The sequence below is a fragment of the Fortiea sp. LEGE XX443 genome, assembly GCF_015206815.1.
Classification (GTDB): domain Bacteria; phylum Cyanobacteriota; class Cyanobacteriia; order Cyanobacteriales; family Nostocaceae; genus Nostoc_B.
Window position 1 is genome coordinate 1 of the sequence record NZ_JADEXZ010000079.1, and the last position, 25,105, is coordinate 25,105.

The 25,105-nt window shown below is 40.9% G+C and carries 20 protein-coding genes; 7 read left to right on the forward strand and 13 right to left on the reverse strand.

Annotated features, from left to right (window positions below):
* Positions 1 to 440 precede the first annotated feature (440 nt).
* Positions 441 to 545 carry a photosystem II reaction center protein T gene (locus IQ259_RS22475; protein WP_015115729.1) on the reverse strand — a complete coding sequence of 35 codons (105 nt, stop codon included), beginning with the start codon at positions 543 to 545 and terminating at the stop codon, positions 441 to 443.
* Positions 546 to 653: 108 nt separating this feature from the next.
* Positions 654 to 2,183 (reverse strand): photosystem II chlorophyll-binding protein CP47, encoded by a 1,530-nt coding sequence (gene psbB, locus IQ259_RS22480; RefSeq protein WP_193888250.1) that lies wholly within the window; start codon positions 2,181 to 2,183, stop codon positions 654 to 656.
* A 67-nt stretch (positions 2,184 to 2,250) separates the two neighbouring features.
* Between psbB and IQ259_RS22485 the strand changes: the two genes are divergently transcribed.
* Positions 2,251 to 2,460, forward strand: coding sequence for a hypothetical protein (locus IQ259_RS22485; protein WP_193888251.1), 210 nt, complete (start codon positions 2,251 to 2,253; stop codon positions 2,458 to 2,460).
* Between the two features lie 242 nt (positions 2,461 to 2,702).
* On the opposite strand, the gene IQ259_RS22490 is transcribed toward IQ259_RS22485, so the two are convergent.
* Positions 2,703 to 3,029 carry a hypothetical protein gene (locus tag IQ259_RS22490; protein ID WP_193888252.1) on the reverse strand — a complete coding sequence of 109 codons (327 nt, stop codon included), beginning with the start codon at positions 3,027 to 3,029 and terminating at the stop codon, positions 2,703 to 2,705.
* Between the two features lie 575 nt (positions 3,030 to 3,604).
* Here IQ259_RS22490 and IQ259_RS22495 point away from each other — a divergent pair.
* Together IQ259_RS22495 and IQ259_RS22500 are read left to right on the forward strand one after the other, a co-directional pair.
* Positions 3,605 to 5,257: an ABC transporter substrate-binding protein gene (locus IQ259_RS22495; RefSeq protein WP_193888267.1), complete on the forward strand. Its 1,653-nt coding sequence runs from the start codon at positions 3,605 to 3,607 to the stop codon at positions 5,255 to 5,257.
* A gap of 65 nt (positions 5,258 to 5,322) precedes the next feature.
* On the forward strand, positions 5,323 to 6,348 hold the full coding sequence (locus IQ259_RS22500; RefSeq protein ID WP_193888253.1) for an ABC transporter permease: 1,026 nt from the start codon (positions 5,323 to 5,325) through the stop codon (positions 6,346 to 6,348).
* A gap of 340 nt (positions 6,349 to 6,688) precedes the next feature.
* Here IQ259_RS22500 and clpB read toward each other — a convergent pair whose 3' ends face one another.
* Positions 6,689 to 9,331 carry an ATP-dependent chaperone ClpB gene (clpB, locus tag IQ259_RS22505; protein ID WP_193888254.1) on the reverse strand — a complete coding sequence of 881 codons (2,643 nt, stop codon included), beginning with the start codon at positions 9,329 to 9,331 and terminating at the stop codon, positions 6,689 to 6,691.
* Between the two features lie 391 nt (positions 9,332 to 9,722).
* Entirely contained in the window at positions 9,723 to 10,157 is a 435-nt protein-coding gene (gloA, locus tag IQ259_RS22510) for a lactoylglutathione lyase (protein ID WP_193888255.1), read from the reverse strand.
* A 92-nt stretch (positions 10,158 to 10,249) separates the two neighbouring features.
* On the opposite strand from gloA, the gene IQ259_RS27645 reads away from it, so the two are divergent.
* On the forward strand, positions 10,250 to 10,372 hold the full coding sequence (locus IQ259_RS27645) for a hypothetical protein (protein WP_255525527.1): 123 nt from the start codon (positions 10,250 to 10,252) through the stop codon (positions 10,370 to 10,372).
* Positions 10,373 to 10,538: 166 nt separating this feature from the next.
* Here IQ259_RS27645 and IQ259_RS22515 read toward each other — a convergent pair whose 3' ends face one another.
* Both IQ259_RS22515 and IQ259_RS22520 read right to left on the reverse strand, forming a co-directional pair.
* Positions 10,539 to 10,721: a hypothetical protein gene (locus IQ259_RS22515; RefSeq protein WP_193888256.1), complete on the reverse strand. Its 183-nt coding sequence runs from the start codon at positions 10,719 to 10,721 to the stop codon at positions 10,539 to 10,541.
* Between the two features lie 194 nt (positions 10,722 to 10,915).
* Positions 10,916 to 11,515 (reverse strand): HMA2 domain-containing protein, encoded by a 600-nt coding sequence (locus tag IQ259_RS22520; protein WP_193888257.1) that lies wholly within the window; start codon positions 11,513 to 11,515, stop codon positions 10,916 to 10,918.
* A 463-nt stretch (positions 11,516 to 11,978) separates the two neighbouring features.
* On the opposite strand from IQ259_RS22520, the gene IQ259_RS22525 reads away from it, so the two are divergent.
* Positions 11,979 to 13,919, forward strand: coding sequence for an FAD-dependent oxidoreductase (locus IQ259_RS22525; protein WP_193888258.1), 1,941 nt, complete (start codon positions 11,979 to 11,981; stop codon positions 13,917 to 13,919).
* Positions 13,920 to 14,583: 664 nt separating this feature from the next.
* Here the strand turns inward: IQ259_RS22525 and IQ259_RS22530 are convergent.
* From IQ259_RS22530 to IQ259_RS22555, 6 genes are all read right to left on the reverse strand, one after another.
* Positions 14,584 to 15,159 carry a hypothetical protein gene (locus tag IQ259_RS22530; protein WP_193888259.1) on the reverse strand — a complete coding sequence of 192 codons (576 nt, stop codon included), beginning with the start codon at positions 15,157 to 15,159 and terminating at the stop codon, positions 14,584 to 14,586.
* A gap of 129 nt (positions 15,160 to 15,288) precedes the next feature.
* Positions 15,289 to 17,001 carry a bifunctional diguanylate cyclase/phosphodiesterase gene (locus IQ259_RS22535; RefSeq protein ID WP_193888260.1) on the reverse strand — a complete coding sequence of 571 codons (1,713 nt, stop codon included), beginning with the start codon at positions 16,999 to 17,001 and terminating at the stop codon, positions 15,289 to 15,291.
* Between the two features lie 370 nt (positions 17,002 to 17,371).
* Positions 17,372 to 18,643, reverse strand: a complete 1,272-nt coding sequence (locus IQ259_RS22540) for a tetratricopeptide repeat protein (RefSeq protein WP_193888261.1) — start codon at positions 18,641 to 18,643, stop codon at positions 17,372 to 17,374.
* Between the two features lie 10 nt (positions 18,644 to 18,653).
* On the reverse strand, positions 18,654 to 20,402 hold the full coding sequence (locus IQ259_RS22545) for an ATP-binding protein (RefSeq protein WP_193888262.1): 1,749 nt from the start codon (positions 20,400 to 20,402) through the stop codon (positions 18,654 to 18,656).
* A gap of 206 nt (positions 20,403 to 20,608) precedes the next feature.
* A complete protein-coding gene (locus IQ259_RS22550; protein ID WP_193888263.1) occupies positions 20,609 to 21,058 on the reverse strand; it encodes a response regulator in 450 nt (149 codons plus the stop codon).
* 44 nt (positions 21,059 to 21,102) lie between these two features.
* On the reverse strand, positions 21,103 to 23,454 hold the full coding sequence (locus tag IQ259_RS22555) for an ATP-binding protein (RefSeq protein ID WP_193888264.1): 2,352 nt from the start codon (positions 23,452 to 23,454) through the stop codon (positions 21,103 to 21,105).
* Positions 23,455 to 23,859: 405 nt separating this feature from the next.
* Between IQ259_RS22555 and IQ259_RS22560 the strand changes: the two genes are divergently transcribed.
* Positions 23,860 to 24,273, forward strand: a complete 414-nt coding sequence (locus IQ259_RS22560) for a DUF6636 domain-containing protein (protein WP_193888265.1) — start codon at positions 23,860 to 23,862, stop codon at positions 24,271 to 24,273.
* Positions 24,274 to 24,745: 472 nt separating this feature from the next.
* The gene (locus tag IQ259_RS22565; RefSeq protein ID WP_193888266.1) at positions 24,746 to 25,021 is read left to right on the forward strand and encodes a hypothetical protein; all 276 of its coding nucleotides are present in this window, start codon (positions 24,746 to 24,748) and stop codon (positions 25,019 to 25,021) included.
* Positions 25,022 to 25,105: the final 84 nt, after the last annotated feature.

A 25,105-nucleotide genomic window follows, 5' to 3' on the forward strand; every position in this document is an offset into this window, starting at 1 on the left:
TTGGGCGCGGGTCAGATTGCTAGGGTATGCTTTACTCATGTTGCTCTCTCAGTGCTGTCTATTATCTATTCACAGCATATACTGAGAGAGTTTTTTTACCACCTCTTAGACTTTTAAAACAGCCTCTAAAGGCTTCCGCCGTGAGCGTCAGCCGAACGGTTATAGGTTACAGTCAAAAATTTGTGTAATTAATTCTGTCTGATTACTTATCTAATAGAGAAGTTAGATGTGAAGGACTAATACAAGAAGTCAAGAGCAAAGAATATTTAATTTATCAACTTTTTGCATATTTGTTAGATGGTGGCTTTATTTACACCAATCTGTACTAGTTTTTTACTTAGCAATTTTTAAAAGTAAATAGAATTTTAATTAAAATATCCGCTGTTATAAACTTTAACAGCGGATATATCATCTTTTCAAAGTCTAGTAATAGTTTACTATTACTCGTCTTTCTTCTCAATGCGGGGAGGTTCGCGGAAGGCGATCGCAAAAAAGAGAACGCCTATGCACAAAGTGAAAATTAAAATGTATGCAACGCTTTCCATATCAAAAGCTCCTGCTTATCTAGCCAGTAATAAATGAAACATAGTGGTTAAAGTTATGAGGATGAAGTAATGAATTTCATACTTCATACTTCATCCTTCATACTTATTTTAGAGGGCTTCCTTCCGGCGGGTTGTCTTATCACCCACTTTCTGGAATAGACCCCATTCAACTTGCTCTTCTAAATCGGCTTCAACACCGGCAAATACGTCTCGGTAGATTGTCCGAGAGCCATGCCAGAGGTGTCCGAAGAAGAACAACAAAGCAAATACTGCATGTCCAAAGGTGAACCAACCTCTGGGACTGGTACGAAATACACCGTCAGAGTTCAAAGTTTCCCGGTCAAATTCAAAGATTTCACCGCCTTGAGCTTTACGGGCATATTTCTTCACATCAGCAGGATCTGTGAAGGTCTTACCATTGAGATCGCCACCGTAGAAACTAACAGTGACACCAGTTTGTTCAAAGCTATACTTGGATTCTGCCCGACGGAAAGGAATGTCAGCACGGACAATACCATCGCTGTCGGTCAAAATTACGGGGAAGGTTTCAAAGAAGTTGGGCAGACGACGTACAGTCAATTCTCTACCTTCAGAATCTTTGAACACACCGTGACCTTGCCAAGACTGAGCAATGCCATCGCCTTTAACCATTGGCCCTGTACGGAACAGACCACCTTTAGCGGGGCTATTACCAACGTAATCGTAGAATGCCAGCTTTTCAGGAATTTGTGACCAAGCTTCAGACAAGCTTGCACCACCAGCGACACTAGCTTGCACACGACGGTCAATTTCTTGACGGAAGTAGCCTTGATCCCATTGGTAGCGGGTAGGGCCAAAAAGTTCAATGGGGGTTGTAGCGCTACCGTACCACATAGTACCAGCAACAACAAAAGCTGCGAAGAATACCGCCGCAATACTGCTGGAAAGTACGGTTTCGATGTTACCCATCCGTAGGGCTTTGTAAAGCCTTTCGGGTGGTCTGACTGTGAGGTGAAATAAACCAGCGATGATGCCAACTACACCAGCAGCTATGTGGTGAGCCACAACACCACCGGGGTTATAAGGGTTAAAACCATTTGGCCCCCATTCTGGTGCTACGGCTTGCACGCTCCCGGTAACTCCATAGGCATCGGAAATCCACATTCCCGGCCCATAAAGTCCGGTGAGGTGGAAAGCACCAAAACCAAAGCAGAGTAAACCAGATAAGAACAAGTGAATCCCAAACATTTTGGGCAAGTCGAGCGCTGGTTCACCAGTGCGGGGATCTCTAAAGAGTTCCAAGTCCCAGTAAACCCAGTGCCAAACCGCGGCTAGGAATAATAAACCGGAAAGTACAATGTGAGCGGCAGCAACACCTTCAAACGACCAGAAACCAGGGTCGGTAGCAGGGCCACCAGTGACGCTCCAGCCACCCCAAGATTGGGTAACGCCTAGACGTGCCATGAAGGGCAGCACGAACATGCCTTGTCGCCACATGGGGTTGAGAACTGGATCGCTGGGGTCATAAACAGCGAGTTCATACAGCGCCATTGAACCAGCCCAGCCTGCCACTAGGGCTGTGTGCATCAAGTGTACAGAAATCAGCCGCCCTGGATCGTTCAGAACGACTGTATGTACTCGGTACCAAGGTAGTCCCATCGACTACGCTCCTCCTCGATAAGTTGAGTTATGTTTACAAAGCAATTTTTGTACTGAGTTCCTTCAGATGCGAAGGCCGCTTCTCAAAGAAATCTCTGAGTTTTTTTATTGCCAGGGTTCTGAGTTTGACCACGGCTCAGTCTTGACGAGTCAGACTGTGTGGCTTATTTGGCAACACTTAGACGCTATGGTAGCTTTACCTCGTTGGGTAGCGATCGCTTGTCTTAACCAAGAAGTTTCCTGCAAGAAAATCTTTGCTGGTATCTGGGTAATGTAACGAGCTACCCTTGTGGCAGCTGCCTTTTATTCGTCTACGCAATCGCCATACAAAAATGAGAATGTTTTAAAAAGTGTAACTATTGATGGAACTGTTTGCAAGCGTGTAAATAGATGCGATCGGTATCCCATCTGTGTTATCTTCCCACAAATCTCCGTCACAATTTCATTTACGTATCTTTAGGGAGTAGGGAGTGGGTTACAAGCAAACAGGCCAATAACGATTCTCCCTACCCAGTTAAATTATTGTGCCACTGAGTGGATGTTTTGTAGCTGGCACTTGGCTTCAGCCATATTCAGACGTTCAATTATTTGTTCAGCACTCATTAAACGCTTCAGTACTACTTTACCGATGGTGTGGTTGGTAATTTCTGGTTTTGTGGGTTTAACTTCTATGGTGATCACTGCTTCTTCTGTGCTGTGAAGCCACAGCAATTCAGTGTTTTCTACTAAACAAATATTCATTCGCTGAATATCTGGCTGCCTCCGCCATGCAGTTATCTGCCACAATCCATCAGACGACCATACTCTACCTATAGTCCATCCTTCAGAAAGAAAAAAATATTTCACGGTTTTATCTCGCTATTTTGACTATAAATTTTGATATCTACACCCTAGCTATTCTTTTAGTAGATGTTGTAACTAAAGAAACTTCAACACTAAAGGGCTGATGGCAATTTCCCTGATAACTCGCTTTAAAATTCACATTGAAGTATCAATAGTCAAACTCTCAATGTTAACTACTGGAGTTAGTTGAGCAGCTTAACAAATATTCTTTTAAAAAAAATCTTAATTTACGACATTTTTCTTCAGTTTAGAAAATTATTATTAAATAATGAAAATCTGCGGATTTTAAATCTCTTAAACTGATTTAGGAATTTGACAGAAATTTTGTTTAACTTCGTTCAAAATATTACCCGAAGCACATTAAAATACTGAGGCGAAAACAATGAGAATTTGTAACATTTTTTGATATAACTAAATTGTTTTTATCTGTAATACCCAATTCCACCAGTGATATGCACAGCAAAGTAGTAGCAGGAACGCCATCGCTAACCTTGAGTCTGCATAGATTAGAAAAATTGGGTATGATTGCCACACACATAGTATGATTATTGACCGCTGATTTTAAAAATCTCAAAGGTATGACTTTATTTCCCTTGTTCGTGCGAAGGTGGGGTCGGATTACACAATTCCTATCTCTTTTCTGTCTGTGTTTATTTTTAGTTATCAGTTGTGCGCCTCGACAACAAACAACTACCACATCATCAGGTTCTGTGAATACGCCTGGGGGTGATGGCCGGATTACTATTGGGACAACGGCAAAGCCGAGGACTTTAGATCCAGCAGATGCTTATGAGTTGGCATCGCTGGGTTTAGTGTTTAATATGAGCGATCGCCTTTACACTTACGAACCTGGTAGTACAGAAATAAAACCGCAATTGGCGACAAGTTTGCCAAAAGTCAGTCAAGACGGGCTAACATACACCATACCTTTACGGCAAGGAGTACTTTTCCACGATGGCACTCCCTTCAATGCCAAAGCAATGGAGTTTAGCATTCAGCGCTTTCTGGAAAATAAGGGTAAACCTTCTTTTTTACTAACCGATACAGTAGACTCAGTAACTGCTACAGGTGATAATGAGCTAACAATCAAGCTCAAAAAACCCTTTGCAGCCTTTCCCTCTCTACTGGCATTTTCTGGAGTATGTGCAGTTTCACCCAAAGCTTATGAAATTGGCGCTGGTAAATTTCAACCAAATACATTTGTTGGTACAGGCCCTTACAAATTAGCGCAGTATGGTACAGATTCACTGCGGATGGATGTATTTGATAAATATTGGGGAGAAAAACCAGCAAATCAAGGAATTAACGTTCAAATTCAAACTAGCCCAGTCAATTTGTTTAATGCTTTCCGTACTGGTGCAGTAGATGTAGCGTATTTGTCATTACAACCTGACCAAATTCGCAGTTTAGAAGAAGGCGGAAAAAAAGGAAATTGGCAAGCGATTACGGCCCAAGGTAGTGTGGTAAGTTATTTGGTGTTGAATCGCAATCAAAAACCTTTAGATCAACCAGAAGTTAGACAAGCGATCGCGGCAATTATTGATCGTCCACTATTAAATGAGCGAGTTTTATACGGTCAAGCCGATCCGCTTTACAGTATGATTCCTACAACATTCAATGTTTCCCAGTCATTATTTAAAGATAAATATGGCGATGGTAAATTTGATCAAGCTAAGGAATTATTAACCAAAGCTGGTTTCTCTAAAGAAAATCCGGTAAAAATTCCAGTTTGGTATCCATCTAGTTCACCTACCCGGAGTTTGGCGGCCCAGACACTCAAATCACTCGCCGATACGAAAATGGACGGCATCGTACAATTAGAAGTCAACACAGTAGAAGGCCCTACTTTCTTTAAAGACATTTCTAAAGGTTCATATCCCGCAGCTTTGCTTGATTGGTATCCAGATTTTTTAGATCCAGATAATTACGTGCAACCGTTCTTAGCTTGTCAAAAAGGTTCTGATGCCAAAGGCTGCGAAGATGGCGGTAGTCAAACTCAAGGTTCGTTTTACTATAGCGAAACCATGAATAAACTCATCGACCAACAACGCAAAGAACAAAATCCCGCAGCAAGGGAGAAAATTTTTGCCCAAATTCAAACCCAAGTAGCTAACGATGTACCTTACGTTCCTCTCTGGCAAAACAAAGACTACGTATTTGCCCAAAAAGGTGTAAGTAACGTGCAACTTGACCCTACCCAGAATTTGATTTATAAAACCATCAAAAAATAGGCAAGTGAAGTATGAAATTTATATTTCATACTTCACACTTCATACTTCACACTTCATACTTCCTCATGTCTCGCTCAAAAGCCCTACAATATTACATTGTTTCGCGGTTGCTCCTAGCGCCACTTCAGCTGTTAACTATCATTACCATCGTATTTTTATTATTGCGAGCTACACCAGGAGATCCAGCCGATGCGATTCTTGGTGGTCGTGCGCCGGAAGCGGCAAAAGAGGAATTACGAAAGCAATTGGGATTAGACCTACCCTTGTGGCTACAGTATTTGAATTATTTAGGAAACTTACTGCACTTTAACTTAGGAACTTCTTTAACAAGTCGAGGACAAGAAGTTTGGGACATTATCGGACAATATTTCCCGGCGACAGTGGAGTTAGCAGTATTTAGTATGGCAGTTGCACTCATTGTCGGTATTTTGGTAGGTACACTTTCCGCCTCTCGTCCTGGGACATATTTTGATGTGGGAGGGCGGTTATTTGGGATTATTACTTACGCATTGCCGATGTTTTGGGCGGGAATGCTGTTACAGTTGATTTTCTCAGTACAATTGGGTTGGTTTCCTAACTCCAACCGCTTTCCACCAACCCTTCCGCCACCATCAACCATTACTGGACTGTATACCTTTGATAGTTTACTTAGTGGTAACTTGACTCAGTTTTTTGCATCTTTGCACCATCTTGCCTTGCCAAGCATGACCTTGGGAATTTTGCTCAGTGGGATTTTTGAGCGGATTGTGCGTGTGAATTTAAAGCAAACCCTCAGAGCAGACTATGTAGAAGCAGCTAGAGCTAGGGGAATTCCCGAAAATAAAATTTTAGTAGCACATGCCTTAAAAAATGCGTTAATTCCAGTAATTACAGTCTTGGGGTTAACCTTTGCTTCGCTATTGGGTGGAGCGATTTTAACTGAGGTGACATTTTCTTGGCCTGGTTTAGCCAATCGCTTGTATCAAGCAATCAGCGATCGCGACTATCCCACAGTCCAGGGAGTATTAGTGTTCTTTGGGGCGATCGTAGTTACGGCAAGTATTTTGATTGACATTATCAATGCTTATGTTGATCCTCGAATTCGCTATTAATCTAATACCAATTGTTTAAAATTAGGCAACACATTCAAACCCCACAACCTAGACCAAATCAGAGTTTCTTAATTACGAATTACGAATTGGTATAGCAGTAGCCAAGGCAGTTAGGACATCGGCCAATGATAAAACTCATGCACTAAAAGACTTGTAACCCTGTCACCTGTCACCTGTTCCCTGTCACCTGCTATGTAAGGAATAAAACTACTTCGCATTGGCATCAAAATGAAACTTGAGATGCTAAATATACTAAACAAAAGACGAAAAATAAAGGAGCCAGAATACTGTTTCTGGCTCCTTTAAACTAAAATTGAGTGCATTTAGTCAACCGATAAAATCATGTGACGACCTGTGGTATTGTCACCTTAACGGAGATTTTTTTGTTAAAAATCAAACCGGGTTCACCTTTGTCAATGAGTATGGTATCGCCAGCAATAAAAGTATTTTCTAATAACTTAGTGGCAAGCGGGTTTTCTACTTCTCGCTGAATTGAGCGTTTCAGGGGACGTGCGCCGTAAACTGGATCGTAGCCCATTTCTACGAGATAATCGCAAGCTTCTTGAGTGATTTCAAAGGAGATTTTTTGCTCTTTGAGAAGTTTTTCGACACGCTTGAGTTGAATACGGATGATGTGTCGCATTTCTGCGCGGCTGAGGGTATGGAAGAGGATCGTATCATCTACGCGGTTGAGAAATTCTGGGCGGAAGTGCGATCGCAAGGCATCTGTGACTCGCTTCTGCATCATGTCATACTTAGAATCATCACCAGACACATCTAAAATGTGTTCGCTACCGATGTTGCTAGTCATGACAATAACGGTGTTGCGAAAATCTACTGTTCTTCCCTGAGAATCAGTAATTCTGCCATCATCTAATACCTGCAACAAAATATTAAATACATCGGGGTGGGCTTTTTCCACCTCATCTAGTAGCACTACTGAGTAAGGATGACGGCGAACCGCCTCGGAAAGTTGTCCCCCTTCTTCATAGCCGACATACCCAGGAGGCGCACCCACCAACCGAGAAACTGAGTGTTTCTCCATATACTCAGACATATCCAGACGTACCAAAGCATCATCTGAATCAAAGAGAAACTGCGCTAATGCACGGGCTAGTTCAGTTTTTCCTACACCAGTCGGCCCCATGAACAAAAATGAGCCGATGGGACGGCTGGGATCTTTCATCCCTGCACGGGCGCGACGAATGGCGGCGGCTACGGCTTCTACGGCTTCATGTTGTCCAATGACGCGTTCATGCAAATGGCTTTCGAGTTGCAGTAATTTTTGCCGTTCCGATTCCAACAACCGGTTTACAGGGATACCTGTCCACTTAGCGACGATTTCAGCGATATCAGCTTCAGTGACTTGTTCACGCAACAGAGTTGAACCTTGGCTTTGCAGTTCTAAAAGTTTTGTTTCTTTGGCTTCGCGATCGCGCTGCACTCCTTCCAATTTGCCATACTTCAATTGGGCAGCTTTATTCAAATCATAAGCTCGTTCTGCCTGATCAATTTGGACGCGCAAGGCTTCTTCTTCTTTCTTTAAAAGACTAATAGCTTCTAAAATCTGTTTTTCACCTTGCCATTGCTCGTTAAATTCTTGCTGTTTTACCTTTAAAATATCGATTTCTTGCTCAATTCGCTGCAAACGTTCTCGCGTTTGGGAAGGAACCTTTTCTTCCCCGGCTAATGATAGCTTTTCCATTTCTAGCTGCATCAAACGGCGGTCAATGGTTTCCAATTCTGAGGGTTTGGAAGTAATCTCCATTTTCAACTGTGCAGCCGCTTCATCTACCAAGTCAATGGCTTTGTCGGGTAAGAAGCGGTCAGAAATGTAACGCGCTGACAAAGTAGCCGCCGCCACCAGCGCCGAATCGGAAATTTTGACGTTGTGATGCACTTCGTAGCGTTCTTTCAAACCCCGCAGAATCGAGATAGTGTTTTCTACGCTGGGCTGATCAACAAATACTTGCTGAAAACGGCGTTCTAAGGCTGCATCTTTCTCAATATATTTGCGGTACTCATCTAAGGTTGTCGCGCCAATACACCGCAATTCGCCCCTAGCCAGCATGGGTTTGAGTAGATTTCCTGCATCCATTGCCCCTTGTTGATTGGAACCAGTACCCACAACGGTGTGTAGTTCATCAATAAACAGTACAATTTGTCCGTTAGATTCAGTAACTTCCTTGAGTACAGCTTTCAGGCGATCTTCAAATTCGCCCCGGTATTTTGCCCCAGCGATTAAACTACCAATATCTAGAGATATTAATTGGCGGTTTTTGAGAGATTCCGGGACATCGCCGTTGATTATACGTTGTGCTAGGGCTTCCGCGATCGCTGTCTTACCTACCCCTGGTTCGCCAATCAACACAGGGTTATTTTTACTCCGACGAGACAATACCTGAATCACACGGCGGATTTCATCATCTCGCCCAATTACTGGGTCGAGTTTTCCGGCTTTGGCTTGTTCTGTCAAGTCCCTACCAAATTTTTGTAGGGCTTCATAGCGCGACTCTGGATTTTGATCTGTCACTTTTTGGCTACCACGTACAGCTTTAATCGCCGCTTCTAGTGTATTGCTATCAACACTAAAGCCTTTGAGAATGCGTCTTCCAATGCGTTCATCTTCCGCAAAACCTAAAAGTATATGTTCTACGGATATGTAAGTATCTTTCATTTTGAGTCTAGCTTCCTCGGCGCGATCGAGCATTCCGTCTAAACTGCGCCCCAGGTAAAGCTGGTCATTATTAGCAACTTTGGGTTGACGTTGGGTATAAGCTTCTATTTGCTGTTGCAAGCGGATGGGGTCGATTTCAGCCCGCGCTAAAATGCGGATAGCTAAACTCGTGGGTTCTTCTAAAAGGGCAATAATTAAATGTTCAACGTCTAATTGTTGTTGTTGATAAGCACGGACTATATCCTGAGATTTCACTATCGCTTCCCAGGCTTTATCAGTAAATTTATTGGGATCTGTAGGCTGCATCGTTACGATTTTGAATTGCGATTTTATTTAAGAAATTGTGAGTTGGGGAAAGATGGAGGACGTAGATGCACAAGAGGCGATCGCGGCATCTCCTTTTAGTAGGGTAGGATGAAATAGGAGCTAGAGACTAGTATTTTCTTCTCAGCTTGGGTTTCCACCCCGCTACGCTAACAGCAATTTTTCCAACCAGTGTCTCTTCATAGTACATACTTCAGATTTCATACTTTTCCAGTATTCTCTCCCCAAATAATTATCCAAGCACTATGGAGTTTATATTTGTCTGTATCTGCGGTTGCAAGTAATGTAGAGTAAGCAAAGCCCACTCTACACATCATATAGTTCAAAAATCAAATAAGAGTTCTACGACCTTACACTCTGATCGTAATCAAAATTATTGAGATACGAGTTGCTCTTGTGATTCTGGCTTGGCTGCTGATCCTTGAGTACTCAATTGAATCAGTTCAATTTTGTATCCATCTGGATCTTCGACAAAAGCAATTACTGTAGAACCGTGTTTCATTGGCCCTGGTTCCCGAACAACCTTACCACCACGATTTTTAATAGCTTCACAGGTAGTGTAAATGTCATCCACTCCCAGAGCAATGTGACCGTAAGCGTTACCTAGTTCGTACTGTTCCACTCCCCAGTTATAGGTCAATTCGATAACTGCATTATCACTCTCATCACCGTAGCCAACAAAAGCCAAGGTAAATTCTCCCCCTGGATAATCTTTTTTACGTAGTAATTTCATTCCCAGGAGATCACAATAGAATTTCAATGATTCTTCTAGGTTTCCTACCCGCAGCATTGTATGTAGTAAGCGCATAATGACTTTTTGTTTTGGCTCTGTAAGATATTGATTTCTGCCAACATTTTACAAGGTACTGATGAAGAGGATGAGCCTCAAAGGCAAGAGATATGTTTGCAGAAACACACCACGGCGCGTCTCTACTGCAAAATTCTGTTGTATTTCGAGATGATTTGCCAGGAAAAATCTTTTTTCCAGAGCTTAACGCACTACCTTTTCTGGCAGTGCGTTAGGCTGAAGTAAAGAGAGTAAAAAGTTCTAAGTTTTACCTAGAACTCTTTATCAGGAAAGGTATTGCTAAATCAGGGTATGATTTTGCCCCATTTGAAACAAATTTGCAATGGTTTCAACCTCAAACTCATCTCGCATTTATGCAACGCCCCAGGAAAAAATAGAAGTTTAAGCAGATGGATTTTCGCGTTCTATTTGTTGCCGAATGGTGTCAATGGCAGCATTAATACCCGATAGCTTTGATTCTAAATCATCTCGCATCCAAGCTAGGAACTTGAGTTTACGTTCCAAATAAGCTTTATGCGAAATAGGTTCGCTACCGTAACAAAAATTACCCCAAAAAGGAAACATATTTTGCCTCTGAATTTAGCGAGATAAAAGTGCCATATCTTGCACTACTAACTTATATTCTGGCTAACAACAATCAGACTGGTAGAGTAAAAACCGGCCAAAATATTACGTGCTTGACGAACCCATCTGAAAACTGTTTTTCCTTTTGGAAAGTCTTTTTATTCTCTGGGTCTAAACCTCAGCATGGATTCTCATTAAGCAGAGTTGAGTGCTGACTGTGATTGCCATCGCTTGTTAGGCAAGATGAAGACTATAGTAGATTTTAGACCTTTAATCATGCTTTCTCCAAATGAGAGTAATCGCTCCCAAGGATCTCTTCTAACCTGTTGATGCTGAATAGCAGTACGTGCTTTGTTGAGGTTACGAAGACCGTCCATTAAGTTAATCCAAGCATCAAAAATACTTCCTACAATTGTTTTTGTGCTTACTTTTGTTGGCAAAGCTATATTTGGGGCAGTTTGAATTAGATTAACTAGGTGCGATCGCATCTGTTCGTCTGACATTAAACCTGTTGGATAATGTATGACAACAGATGAAGCTGTAGGATTAATCCGAACTTTTGCATTCTTAATTTTAGATTCTATCGCCAGTTTGAGTTTGTTGGCATACTCAGAATCTTTTGATAACCGAGGAATGCGAAAGCGAATCCGTCCAGCAATTGCATGGGCAACGCTATATGATATTTGTTGAGATGGTGCTTGCTGACTAGTTACGTGTTTACTTGTCTTTCCAGTTTGCCCATGCACATTAACCTGATTATTTTCGTGATGGCTAAATAAATTTATGTAATTCATATCTAAAAAATGGCTTAATCAAAAAAATATTTTTCTTTGTAAAGAGCTTTTTAAATGAACTAGTTTCGATATCCAGATGTAATAATAACTGCTAATTTATATCTAAAACTCTATCCACAGAGAAGTATAAGCAACTATCAAAAGGATGAAGGTAATCAACTAGTCTAGCACTTGTACCAATTGCTATAAGTCCCATAGTCATTGAAATTACTGTGTAATTTGTCAAAATTTATACATAATTTAGCAGAAGAGCGATCGCCTACACCGAATAAGTATGAGCTTCTTGAACCACTTGTCTCATTTGCTAACTATATTTAACTCTTGACAATTTCTGCCATTCTGGCAAAATAAATCCGTTCGGGACTAGCACGGTGATCAAAAAATACTCCTAACAATACAATCTGCTCGCTCATGGTCATCACCTCATGCCTGTGTTGTATGTGAAAAGTTAATTTTATAACCAATGACTCAAATACCTAATTTGCTGGAATCATCTACTATCTCCCGTCGTACACTGTTCAAGTTGTTCAGTGTCGGTACAATTGCAGGAGTCACAGGATACTCGCGGTTTACTAAGCCAAAACCAACAGTGTTTCAAAAAGATACCCTCGACTTGCCGCAAATACTGAATCAGGCGAAAACTGTGGTAGTGATTGGGGGTGGTTTAGCAGGTTTAGCTTGTGCTTATGAATTGAGTCAACGAGGATTTGTTGTCACACTGTTAGAAAAATCTCCCCAATTAGGTGGCAAAATTGCCAGTTGGCAGGTAGAAGCGGCTGGTGAAACTTTCATGATGGAACATGGCTTTCATGGCTTTTTTCCCCAGTACTATAACCTGAATAGTTTAGTAGCCGAATTAGGAATAACTAATAATTTTCAATCACTAAACTTTTATTCTGTCGTTTATCAAGATTCTAAATATAAGCCAGAGGTATTTCGCCCCAGTAGTTCAGCTTTTCCTTGGAATATTGTAGACTTAGCGATCGCATCTCCCAATCGTTTCCGTTGGGGAATTAATTTAACGAAAATCAAACATCTCCAAGTCTTCCAAGCAATCACTGGCTTTCAAAGAGAGAAAAATTATCAGCGATTTGATAATATATCAGTTGCTGATTGGGTAAAAACAGAATTTCCTCAAGGTTTATACGATTTATATTTTCTACCGTTTGCTAAATCTAGCCTGAATGCACCAGATGTGATGAGTGTCGGAGAACTCATGCAGTTCTTCCATTTTTATTTTTTTGGCAACCCAGAAGGACTAGCTTTTAATGGTACAAAAGATGACATGAGTACAAGTTTAGTCCAACCTATCGCTAAAGCAATTAAGCAGCAAGGCGGTAAAATTATCACCGATGCAACTGTAACTGAAATTGTGACTGTAGACGGTAAGATTGATGGCGTAAAATATGACATTGGCAGTAACCAAAGTCCTGTAGCTTTTACAGTTAAAAAGAATACAGCGATCGCAGATGACAAGATACAATATTTTGGTGCGGCTGATGAAGTATTCGCCTTACCATTAGGAAGCCAAACAGCAATTTCTCTGACTTGCACTCACCAAGGTTGTACTGTCCAAAAAGCAGAAGATGGTAACTTTCAATGTCCTTGTCATGGAGCGATGTTTGCTGCTGATGGTAAAGTTTTAAAAGGGCCAGCCAAACGAGATTTGGCGAAGTTCCAAGTAGTGGAACGCCACGGTGATGAAGTGCAACTAGTAGCAGCAAATCAAGAGTTAGCACTTCCAGAGAAACTGCAAGCAGATTATTATGTTTTTGCTACCGATGTTCCTGGAGTACAGAAATTATTTCAGCGAGTGAGTGGCGATGTAGATAAAACAGTGCGATCGCAAATAGAAAAATTGAGTATTGCTGATCCTTTTGCTGTATGTCGCTTTTGGTTTGATAGCGATTTTGAGTGGCAACAAAGTAATTTTACTTCTTTATCAGGCTATCAATTAACTGATAGTATTACTCTTTATCATCGCATTCAACAACAATTTATTGAGTGGTCACAACGTACTGGTGGTAGCGTTGTAGAATTACATGCTTACTGCTACAAAGAAAAACAATTTCCCACCCAAGAAGCTTTAATTAAAGCTTTTGAACAAGAACTTTATGCTATTGTTCCAGAGTTAAAACAAGCAAAAATATTACACAGAGAATTAGTCAATCAACATAACTTTTCGGGATACCCACCTAATAGTTATGGCGAACGTCCCGAAACAAGTACTACTATTCCTAACTTAGTATTTGCGGGTGATTGGGTGAAAATGCCTTTTCCCTGCGGCTTAATGGAACGCGCTGTCAGTAGTGGTTTATTAGCCGCCAACGAGATTTTATACCGAGAAGGTTTGCAGAGGCGATCGCTTTTCTCTGTGAATCCTGAAGGGTTACTGCAAATTTAAATCTATAAGCTGTTTACCTCTAGTCCTGATAGCTTTATCCGGATTGGTTAGTAGCCCCTAAGAACATTTTATTGGTAGATGCACCTTGATCTTCAACTCCCCCGGCTGGCTAACACTGGTTGGGGGATTTTTTTTGCTTAATATCCACAATTATCAAAATCTTATCCGGAATTGGGCGATCGCGCACAGAACAATTAATTGGTAGATGCACCCTGATAACTAATTCCCCTGGCTGGCTAACACTGGTTGGGGGATTTTTTTTGCTTAATATCCACAATTATCAAAATATTATCCGGAATTGGGCAATCGCACACAGAACAATTAATTGGTAGATGCACCCTGATAACTAACTCCCCTGGCTGGCTAACACTGGTTGGGGGATTTTTTTTGCTTAATATCCACAATTATCAAAATATTATCCGGAATTGGGCGATCGTGCACAGAACAATTAATTGGTAGATGCACCCTGATAACTAACTCCCCCGGCGGCTGCCACCACTGGGGGATTTTTTTTGTTGATAGCAAACATCATTGCAGCAAGTTTGATTCGCCAGGTGCGGATATTAAAACATAGTTGCTTTGCAATAGCATTCCTAAATCATTCGTGAGAAATAACCAAGAGCAAATTACAGTCAACACGAAAATTTCCACAAATCAAACAGACTTATCTTTGCCACCCGACTAATCCCACTATTTCCAATGCTTCAGCCACTTGTGGGTGCAACGTGCAGTACCAAACATTCTCAAAACTCCACTCAACCAAAAGTGCAGTTGGAAATGGCGAACCATCAGAATGTGTTGGCAAGGAGCAATTTAAGTATTTTGTCAGCAAGCAGCCAAGTCTGGCATATTGCAGGTTAACTGCGCCGTAATGGTCATAACTAGCCGCTTTTGCTAATTCCGAGGTTGTGGTAGTCCGATTAGGAAAATGATAATGAGCCACTAACATAGCTCGGTGTCCCGCAGTGAGGTTGGCTTCAATAGCAGAAAAAGCTTCCGCATATTCTTCGGCGGAAGGGAGAAATTGATCAATATGAGAGTCAGGCGTATCAATTACCTCTTCCATATCATCCAAAGCCGCTGCAATAAGTTCACTACAGAAGGCGCTTTTAGTGTAACCCATCAGTTGAGCCAGTTTTTCTAAGCGGGAGTTGTCAGTGGGTACGAGTGTCACGGCAAATCTGACAGATTCTTCCTGGCACTGCAACATCTTGTGTGCTAATTTTTGAACCTTAGTCATAATGGAAAAATGCACCAAAATAATTCATCATTTTTAACACCAGTATTTACGGTGGTCAAACAATTTTAGGTTTTAGATTGGAATGTACAGGTGAAGTATCTTGAGAAACTTAGATACTTCACTCAATTTCTATGCAGCTATCTCTTCCAGCTGCTGAGAATTTTGCTTTAGCATGTCAGTAATTCTTTCAGCAGGTGCAGGGATAGCAAAATAAAAACCTTGGCCTTCTTGACAGCCACGCATTTGTAAATATTCCAGCTGTTCTTGAGTTTCTACTCCTTCTGCTGTGATTTTTAAATGGAGGCTTTTAGCTAAAGCTATGATAGCATCTGTGACGGCGGCGCTATCAGGATTAGATGTGACATTTTGTACAAATGAACGGTCAATTTTAAGCATGTTTACAGGGAAGCGGTTCAAGTAATTTAAAGAAGAATAGCCAGTGCCAAAGTCATCTAGCGCTAACCATACTCCTAATTCCCGTAATTGTTTGAGGGTTTTTACAGATTTTTGAATATCACCCATCAAAAAGCTTTCAGTTACTTCTAATTCTAGGTAAGGTGCTGGTAATTCTGTCTCCTGGAGGACTTTTTTGACAATTTCTACTAAGTTTGGTTCTGCAAACTGTCTGGCTGAGAGGTTGACTGACATGCGAATTGGCTCAATTCCAGCCAATTGCCAAGCACGATTTTGAGCGCAGGCGGTGCGTAACACCCATTCTCCAATGGGGACGATTAAACCATTGTCTTCAGCGATGGGAATAAATTTGGCTGGAGAAACTAAACCCCGTGTAGGATGTTGCCAACGTACTAGTGCTTCCACGGCTGTTATTTGTCTGCTGTGCAAATCAATCAGAGGTTGGTAGTAAACTACCATTTCTCCACGTTCTAATGCCCCACGCAACTCGTTTTCTAGTGTCAATCGCTCTTGCAATTGAGCGTTCATGTCTGCGGAATAGAAGTGATGTTGACTGCGCCCTTGCTGTTTTGCTTGGTAAAGTGCTATGTGAGCTTGTTGCAGTAGTTGATCCACATGATGCCGATCGCCTAAATTATTAATTGTGATCCCGATACTGGCTGTAATATGAATCTGCTGCCCATCGATAAAGAAAGGTTTGGATACTGTACTCAGTAATAACTGCGAGAGTTTGATCACACTCTCAAAGGAAAGTATATCGGTTTGCGCGATCGCAAATTCATCTTGGCTCAGATAAGCAAGGATATCTGTTTGAGCCATACAATTTGTTAAACGTTGGGCAACTGCTCTTAAGAGCAAATTTGATTTTTTATGTTCTAACCCATGACTTATACCTGTAAAATCATCAATACCTAGCACAAGTACAGCTACAAGCTGCTGCTGGTTCTGAGATTGTGATATGTTCTGGTAGAGGCGATCGCAAAATAAATCCCGATTTGGTAATCCAGTCAGGTTGTCATAGTTAGTAATCTGGTGAATCAACTCATCTAATTTATGCAGAATTTGTGATGTATCTGCCATTAATGTACCTGCTTCATCTACAAATTCTGTAGGCAGTTCTGGTAACTTTTTGGTGTGAAAATAATCTTGCAATGCAGCCGAGGTTAAAATCACTGGCGCTAGGAGATAACGCAGGACATAAAGTGTTGCGGCTGTACCTGCTAATGTCGCTAACAAAGCAATTAGCAACACTCGCACCGTCATCTCCCAAGAATAAGAGTTAGACGTAACGAAACTGAAGAGTAAAGTTAGTAGGGGTACATGAGTACCTAAAAAGGCTACTAACATGATTTTAGCAGTATAACTTTTCTTGAGAAGTTGAAATTGAGCTAGAAATGAATACAGGTAAAGTTTATGATTCAGCTTCATAGTTTTGAGGGTAGATAATCAGCAAATTAGTTACCAGAGTTTTTCTGGCAGAAGAGTTTCTGGAATTTGCTATCCTGATTCCAAAAAAATGCAGTAATTTAGAGTTATTTATTATCTTTCCCAATCCAACTATTGACGTTATAATATTTTTTTATATTTTTGATAAAGCTGAATTTATGTCATATTTTCCGTAAGAAAAACGTCTTCGTAAAATCACTGTTTAATATATAAAAATTAGATAAATTACTATTAGTTAAACCTGCTTTATGTAGGTTTAATTAACGTGAATTGGATGAACCTCTCCCCAACCCCTCTCCGACGCGGAGAGGGGTTTTTTAATCCGTCGAACTCACGTTAATTTAAGTGTGTATTATCTACCGAGATCGCGTTCTAAGTCTTCAATCACTTTTTGTAAGTACCACTCATCTGACATCCCTGGATAATAATCTTGCTTTTGATCAATTAATCTTTGAGCGATTTCCCAATAACCACCAACTAAGCGCAAAAGTCGTTGGCGTAGCAAGTTATATTTTTGTTTTTTGGATTCAGGATAAGCTGTCTGAATTTTTTGCAGGCTGTTTAACACTTGCTGGTAATTTTCCCAGTCTTCTTGTTCACAAAAAATACTAGCTGCTTTTTGACAATCTTCCACAGCGCTTTGCATTTCTTCAAGAAGTGTATAGGCAATGCCGCGATTGTAGTAAGCTTGGGCATCATCGGGATTGATTTGTAGTGCTTGAGTGTAGTCAGCAATTGCACCGAGATAATTGCCCATTGCCCGATAGACATTGCCTCTGGCAACATATATCAAGGCATCTTGGGGTTGCGTCTGCATTGCTTGGTTAAAATCTGCGATCGCACCTTGATGATCTCCCAATAAAGCACGGGCTTTGCCTCGGTTACGATAGACGATGGCATCTTGAAATTTTAATAGCAATGCTTGGTTAAAGTCAGCGATCGCCTCGCGGTAATTTCCCATTTTGCAATGCACCACGCCCCGACAGCAATACGCTTGAGCATCTTGAGGATCGGCTTGCAATACCCAGTTTAAATCGGCGATCGCTTCTCGCGTGTTTCCTTTTTCGGCTTTGTCTAATAGTTGCGTAAAATAATCTTTGGTGGAGATCATCGGTGCAGTGGTAGAATTTTGCGGCTGTGCTGCTGGTTTGGCTGGAGATTGTAGCTGTTGAATGCGTTCCAGACAGAGGCGACAATTTTCTTTATCTTTTTGCTGTAAATATAGTTCTGCGGCTTTTTTAAAACTAGCGATCGCATCGTGAATAAATCCTTGTTTACGTCTTACCATCCCGCGTAAACTATAAGCTGCGGCGTAATTACCACGCAGATAAATAGCACGTTCTACATCTTCCAACGCGCCAGCTAAATTTTTCAGCGCCACCCTTGCTAATGCACGACTATAGTACGCCTCGACGAACTGAGAATCAATCTTGAGGGTTTCAGTATAGTCTGAAACTGCCTGGAGAATTTGCCCTAAGTCGTAATATGCCAAACCCCTTTGTAGATAAACCTCGGCAAAATCAGGTGCAATCTGTACAACTTGGCTAAAATCTGCGATCGCCCGAGCGTAATCTTTTTGCTTGGCTTTTTCTAATCCCTTTAAGTAGAGTTCGTGATTATTCATGGGGTACTAATTACGAGTTACCATAATTATGGCGCTTTGGCAACCTAATTGTAACTTTAGTTCCCAACCCAACTTGACTGGACAAGGTAATACTACCGCCATGCAATTCTACACAAGCTTTCGTAATTACTAAACCTAAACCCGTTCCTGGTATTGTGTCAACATTACTTCCCCGACTGAAGGATTTGAATAAGTTTTCTTGATCTAAAGTGGGAATGCCAATGCCTTGATCTTGAACTTCCAGTAAAATTTCTGATTCCTTACCGTTGAGGTGAATTTCTATATTGCCGCCCTCTGGTGAATACTTGATGGCATTAGATAATAAATTTAAAAGTATTTGTCGTAAAAGTCCGCGATCGCCAGAAAATTCTCTGTTATTTCCGGTAATTTTCAAAATTAATTCATAGCGATTATCTAATACTTCTTGCTGTTCTTCGATTAACTCCGAGACAAACTGTAGTAAATCTAAGGGCTGCGGTTTAAACTTGGTTTTGTCTAGTTCTAGTTGGTGAACTAACAGCATATCATCCACTAGTTTGGACATATGCCTAGCTTTCTGCTCAATGATTTGCAAGAATCTATTCTTTTTCGCCTCATCCAGTCGTGCGCCGTGTTGTTTGATGGTTGATGCAGCAGCCAAGATAGTAGCTAAGGGTGTGCGATACTCGTGAGAAACTGTTGTGACGATTTGGGATTTAAATTCGTTGAGTTGTTTTTCTTTTACTAGTGCTGCTTGAGTCATGGCTAACAGTTCTGCTTGTTGAATTGCGATCGCCAATTGCACTGATACTTGATTGAGCATCTCAACTTCATCAGCTGGCCACAATCTATCTTGAGAACTAGGTTGAGCAATCAAAAACCCCCAAAGTTTGGGATTGGGGTTATTGTTGTTATTCAGATTAATGGGAACTACCAAATTGGCGTGAGTACTTACTTGCTCTTTTTTGTGAAAGCAGAAATGGCTTAAACTTGCTTCATCAACACGAGAAATTCTGTGTCTACATCGCCAACGATGATTTTCACCAAGATTGCTATAGGCCACAACTAGGCTTTTTTGTCTAGTCGTAGTTGTAGTGCCAGCTACTTGTGTAGTTACAAAGCTGGGTATCCGTTCAGTTTCTTGGTGATAGTAGATATCTGAGAAATGATTGCATATTTGCTCAGGCTCTTGTGATGATGCGGCAACCATCTTACCACCCATATCAGCACTGAACTGATAGACCATCACGCGATCGCACTTCAAAAGTTGCTGTACTTCCACTACAGCCGTATGCAAAATTTCCTCTAGGTTCAAAGACTGACGAATTCGTAGTGCTGTTGTGGCAATTAAACGCTGTCTTTCTTGCGTTTTACTGAGTTTAACTTTCAGACAAGATTGCTTAATCGCGCTGCGAACTGCTAATTGCAATACATCTAACTGGAGATGTTGCTTGACTAAATAATCTTGAGCACCCTGTTTCATAGCTTGCACAGCTACCTCTTCATCACCACGCCCTGTCAGCATAATAATTGACACAGGTGTTTCAAATTTGTACTTTTTCAGGCGCTCAAGCAAATCTAACCCACTCATATCAGGTAGGCAAAAATCCAGCAGAATCACATCGAAGTACGTTGTTTGGCACAATGCCAGCCCTTCTTCGGCAGAATCTGCCTCGAAAATTTGATACGAATTTTGAGGATCTTTTAATAGATATCTACGATAAATTTTCCGATCCTCGGCACAATCATCAATGATGAGTAGCGTCCAGGTTTCCGGCATATGAAGAATAATGGAGATTGTCTACATTCCTTAAATTGAGCATCCCATGTATTACTCTAATTATTAACTAAACATTACAAAAATATAAATTAAATATTAATTTTTTGATTTTTAACACAAACCACTGACAATAACAACCATGAATAGAGACTTTTAAGAAGCAGAGGGACAGAAGTAGTCTTCCTCCTGGCCTTGCTCCCCTGTCTCTAACTCATAGGCGGTAATGTATTCCTCTCCAACCAATACTCAACAAACGCCTGAACTGTCTTTTGTAATTCTTGAGCATCCATCGGCTTGACTAAATAGCCATTAGCTCCCTTCTGGTAGCAAAATTCAATATCCTTGGGGTTGGATGAGGTGGTAAAGATCACAATGGGGATTTTCTTGAAACTCATATCTTGCTTGAGCCGCTCTAGAAGGTCACGGCCATCAATACCTGGTAAATTCAGGTCAAGCAAGATGACAGATGGTTTTGATGCGCCATTAGGGTTTTGAGAACTTTCCTCTTGATACAGAAAGTCTAAAACCTCATCCCCATTCGTACATCTATATATGGGGTTCTGGACAGCCATCCGCTGCATCAGGCGTTGCAGCATTTTAAAGTCTTCATTGCTATCCTCAACAACCAACAGAGGTTTGTTAAGTTTTTTTGTCATCAGAGATTTTACAAAATGTAACAAAAATTTTTATTTATCTTAAACTATTGCCCCAAAGTGAAATAAAAGGTGGAACCAATGCCAGCAGCGGACTCGACCCAAATTTGACCGCCGTGTAGCTCAATAATTTTTTTAGAAATGGCCAGCCCTGCACCTGTTCCTCCGCCATACTTTTCTTGGGAGTGTAGGCGTTTAAATAGTCTAAATATGGTTTGGTAATGATGCGCGTGAATGCCAATACCGTTATCTTTGACGTAAAAAACAGGGTATGAGTAATTTTTTTGATGATTCTGAGGTTTAAATTCTTCTAAATAGCCAACTTCTACCCAATATTCTGTTTTATCGTTATATTTCAAGGCATTAATAATCAAGTTACTCAAGACTTCGTTGAGCAGTACCGGGTCACACTGAACCGTTGGCAAAGGTCGAGGAATGCGAATATTAAGTTGAGCTTCCTGACGACTAGCACAAATCATCTCAATCACTTGGTCAAGCAATTCATTAAGATTAGTTGCTTGAAGATGCGGTTCTGCTTGTCCTAACTGAGAGAGACGCAACAGGGAATTAATCAGAGTTTCCATCCGCACAGATAAAGATAGTACAGTCTGCAAGTACTCGATACCATCTTCATCTAAGACTTGGGCATAATCTTCGATTAAAATTGTCGAAAAGTTATAAATGCCTCGCAAAGGTTCCTTAAGATCGTGAGAAGCTGCATAAGCAAAGGAAGCGAGTTCGCGGTTACTGCGCTCTAACTCTTGGTTGATTTTGGCTAATTCCTCAGCTTTTGAAAGGACAATACCAACGATCGCATTTCTTAAAGCCAAAGCATTATCAATCTCACACTGTTTCCAAGGTAAGGAAGTTAACTGTACTATTTCTTGCCACTGCTCAAAAGATTGACGCGGACACAGGGTAATACTACCATCTGCGTCTACCTGCATTGACGAGTTCGGATCACCTGCCCAATTGACAGTTTGCAAAACTTCGGGACGAAACCAAAGAATATAGTAACGCTGGATTTGGGAAATACGTAACAACAGCAACCCACTGGCTATATTTTTGAATTGCATTGCCTCTGGGTACAGTTTAGGGAGAGAATCAGTAGCAAACATGCGATTGCTAATTTGATCAGAAGAAAGGTGGAAGGAAGAAAAAGGTGCAAACCTCACCCCTGTGTTTTCACCCCTGCTCCCTGCTCCCTGCTCCCCTGCTTTTTCACTATCTACCCAAGCAATCAACGCCCGAACCTGCTCTATATCTGGTGTTGCACCCATCAGAGTGATTTCATTATCTAGACATACCGCCGCCCCTGTCGCACCGACAAGAGCGAGTAAACTAGGTTGAGGCTTAATGAGAGCATCAATAAAATTGTCCGCCTGAGAAATTGATTCTACAAACTCAGACTGGAGGGATTTCAGCTTTACTTGATAATCTAATTCTGAGTGAATAACTTTGTGTCCTAACTCCAACGACACAATCTGTGCCAAAAATTCACAAATTTTCCGCACTTCGTAACTAAGATGCTTTGGCGTGTGATGATGACAAGAAATCAAACCCCACAACTGCTGATCTTTAATCAACGCAATCACGAATAGGGCTGCTGCACCTATATTTTGATGATATGTAACACAACAGGGGTCAACACTCCGCAGTACAGACCAGCTTAAATCAACGGGTGTAGTTATTCCATCCTGTGAAATCAGCTTTATAGGTTGGGCTGTGATATTGGGGATAAATCGCAGTAAACAATGGGTATATAGTTGTCGTGCTGATGCAGGAATATCCGTAGGGGGATAGTGGAGTCCTAGATAAGGTGGTAAATCTTCTCGTTTGACTTCAGCCACCACCGAACCAGCGCCTTGTTCATCAAATTGATAGATCATCACTCGGTCAAAGGTGGTGATTTGGCGGTATTCTGAGGCTACCAAATGCAAAAATTCTGCCATGTTTGAGGTATTTTGCAAATGAGCGATCGCTTCACTCACCAAACCATGAAAATCTAAGAAACTCACCTCATGATCACTATCTCTCGGCTCTAGCTCCAAAATCACCGCGTTGGTTGTTCGATGAGCCATACCATCAAAGTAGCGCTCTCCATTCACAGTTGTGATTGGAATTTTAACAGTCGTAACACTGCCAATTTTTTTCTCTAAGCATTGCTTAACGGCTTCTATCTGTTGAGTTTTCAGTAAACAACTCAATGGTTGACCGAGTAAATCTTGGGGTTGTTTATCTAAATAATTTTTGGTGTTATTGCTGACTTGCCAAATTTCTAAATTATTATTGAGTGCTAATAATAAACCATGAGGTTGGATTGACCCAGAGAGATGAATCGGCTGGTCATGGTTATTCCAAGAAGTAGTTTGAGCAGTGATGTCTTCAGGTTGACTCATAGTTTGAATAAATAAAGTTTAACTGATGACAATGCACTAAATCACAGATAAAAATTATTCTGCCTTGCTCTTAGTGCTGATTTGTAGAAGCAGTAATTTAAATCAGGCTTACGTAAGAACTATCTAAAACTATGAATATTAGACACTTATATGTCTGCTTTTTCTGTCGCCTCTGCGTAATTTCTTGCAACAACATGTACTTGGTTTAAAAGTTACATTAATTTTTAATATAAATTCTGATTTATTTTTTATAAAATCACAGAATCAATTATGGACAATAATTACAGGTCTTATATGTTGTATCTGTACTGGACTCGCCTAAGTGCTTTTTAGTATTAATAGTTACGTTATAATCAATTCCGGCTAGTAAGTTAGAAACTTTTTCTTTCATAAAAGGCATTTTGCATGAATCCCAGGCATTTTTTGACCATTTTGACAACAACGGTATTTTCCATCATATCTTTCCCAGCGATCGCCCAAGCAGAAACTCAATTTCAGACACCTTCTGGGAATATTCACTGCTTAATAGCAGATCAAAATATTCGTTGTGATATCTTAGAAATTACCTCCAAAATCCCACTTCAACCGAAAGACTGTAAATTAGACTGGGGTCATGTATTTAATCTCAATCTACGAGGTAATGGTTATCGGGGTTGTTATGGTGACACAGTAGCAGATCCCAAAAATCTTGTTTTAAAATACGGTAAAACATTGCGTCATCAAGGTTTTGTTTGTACATCAAAAAGGACAGGATTAACTTGCATTAACCGAGATAAAAAGGGTTGGGAACTTAGCAGAGAACGACAAAGATTTTTTTAAAATTGTAAAGACGTTGCATTGCAATGTCTTTACAGATGGGACTTACGCACGAGTCACGGAATAACGTAGACGCGGTAGCGGCTTGCCGCAGGCTACCACAGAGGCGCAGAGGTCACGGAGAAATGAGAGTTTCAGATATATTTTGCGTAAGTCCTAACAGATTCAGAAAACCTAACCAATAACCTTAACTGAACTGTATGGCTTTTTAAGGGGTTTGCTGCAAACGAGATGAGCTTAACTGAAATGTATTGCATGATAGAGCAGTTCTAAATGTCGTCACGTTTATTAAGTAGGTCGGTGCTAAAAATTGTCGTTATGACAAGGCAGGAGGCAGAGGGCAGAAGGGAAGAGGTTTTCAAGCTACTTTACTTTCCGTTACATAGTTCGGTTTATTTGCACCTTTCTACTTAACTAATCAATAGGACTTACACAAGAACTCTCTGAAACTCTTATTTTTTGTGTGCTTTTACCTATGAGTAACTTACAAACAAAACTGCTGACTGATACTTGGATAACAGCTACTTGGAATGAATACATGCAGGTAATTGAAAATCTTGCTTGTCAAAAAGCCAAAGGGTACTACTACAACAACAGAATGAGGATTGAAATGCCACCAATCGGAAATGATCATGCCAGTGATCATACAATTGTGATTGTTGCTCCTAGTATCTACGCAGCTATCAAAGGTATTCCCATGAATGGTAAGGAACGAGGATTAAATAAGATCCAGAAATGGGTCATGCAATAATAAGCAGAATATGCCCACTGAATTCTGAGATTCTATGACTCCGTATTCATCCGAGATTGAGCAGCAAATGCAACGACTATATTC

Excerpts from the sequence above, each read along its gene's own strand:
- IQ259_RS22475 (WP_015115729.1), bottom strand. The coding sequence starts at position 545 with ATGGAAAGCGTTGCATACATTTTAATTTTCACTTTGTGCATAGGCGTT.
- psbB (WP_193888250.1), bottom strand. The coding sequence starts at position 2,183 with ATGGGACTACCTTGGTACCGAGTACATACAGTCGTTCTGAACGATCCA.
- IQ259_RS22485 (WP_193888251.1), top strand. The coding sequence starts at position 2,251 with ATGCGAAGGCCGCTTCTCAAAGAAATCTCTGAGTTTTTTTATTGCCAG.
- IQ259_RS22495 (WP_193888267.1), top strand. The coding sequence starts at position 3,605 with ATGACTTTATTTCCCTTGTTCGTGCGAAGGTGGGGTCGGATTACACAA.
- IQ259_RS22500 (WP_193888253.1), top strand. The coding sequence starts at position 5,323 with ATGTCTCGCTCAAAAGCCCTACAATATTACATTGTTTCGCGGTTGCTC.
- clpB (WP_193888254.1), bottom strand. The coding sequence starts at position 9,331 with ATGCAGCCTACAGATCCCAATAAATTTACTGATAAAGCCTGGGAAGCG.
- gloA (WP_193888255.1), bottom strand. The coding sequence starts at position 10,157 with ATGCGCTTACTACATACAATGCTGCGGGTAGGAAACCTAGAAGAATCA.
- IQ259_RS27645 (WP_255525527.1), top strand. The coding sequence starts at position 10,250 with ATGTTTGCAGAAACACACCACGGCGCGTCTCTACTGCAAAATTCTGTT.
- IQ259_RS22515 (WP_193888256.1), bottom strand. The coding sequence starts at position 10,721 with ATGTTTCCTTTTTGGGGTAATTTTTGTTACGGTAGCGAACCTATTTCG.
- IQ259_RS22520 (WP_193888257.1), bottom strand. The coding sequence starts at position 11,515 with ATGAATTACATAAATTTATTTAGCCATCACGAAAATAATCAGGTTAAT.
- IQ259_RS22525 (WP_193888258.1), top strand. The coding sequence starts at position 11,979 with ATGACTCAAATACCTAATTTGCTGGAATCATCTACTATCTCCCGTCGT.
- IQ259_RS22530 (WP_193888259.1), bottom strand. The coding sequence starts at position 15,159 with ATGACTAAGGTTCAAAAATTAGCACACAAGATGTTGCAGTGCCAGGAA.
- IQ259_RS22535 (WP_193888260.1), bottom strand. The coding sequence starts at position 17,001 with ATGAAGCTGAATCATAAACTTTACCTGTATTCATTTCTAGCTCAATTT.
- IQ259_RS22540 (WP_193888261.1), bottom strand. The coding sequence starts at position 18,643 with ATGAATAATCACGAACTCTACTTAAAGGGATTAGAAAAAGCCAAGCAA.
- IQ259_RS22545 (WP_193888262.1), bottom strand. The coding sequence starts at position 20,402 with ATGCCGGAAACCTGGACGCTACTCATCATTGATGATTGTGCCGAGGAT.
- IQ259_RS22550 (WP_193888263.1), bottom strand. The coding sequence starts at position 21,058 with ATGACAAAAAAACTTAACAAACCTCTGTTGGTTGTTGAGGATAGCAAT.
- IQ259_RS22555 (WP_193888264.1), bottom strand. The coding sequence starts at position 23,454 with ATGAGTCAACCTGAAGACATCACTGCTCAAACTACTTCTTGGAATAAC.
- IQ259_RS22560 (WP_193888265.1), top strand. The coding sequence starts at position 23,860 with ATGAATCCCAGGCATTTTTTGACCATTTTGACAACAACGGTATTTTCC.
- IQ259_RS22565 (WP_193888266.1), top strand. The coding sequence starts at position 24,746 with ATGAGTAACTTACAAACAAAACTGCTGACTGATACTTGGATAACAGCT.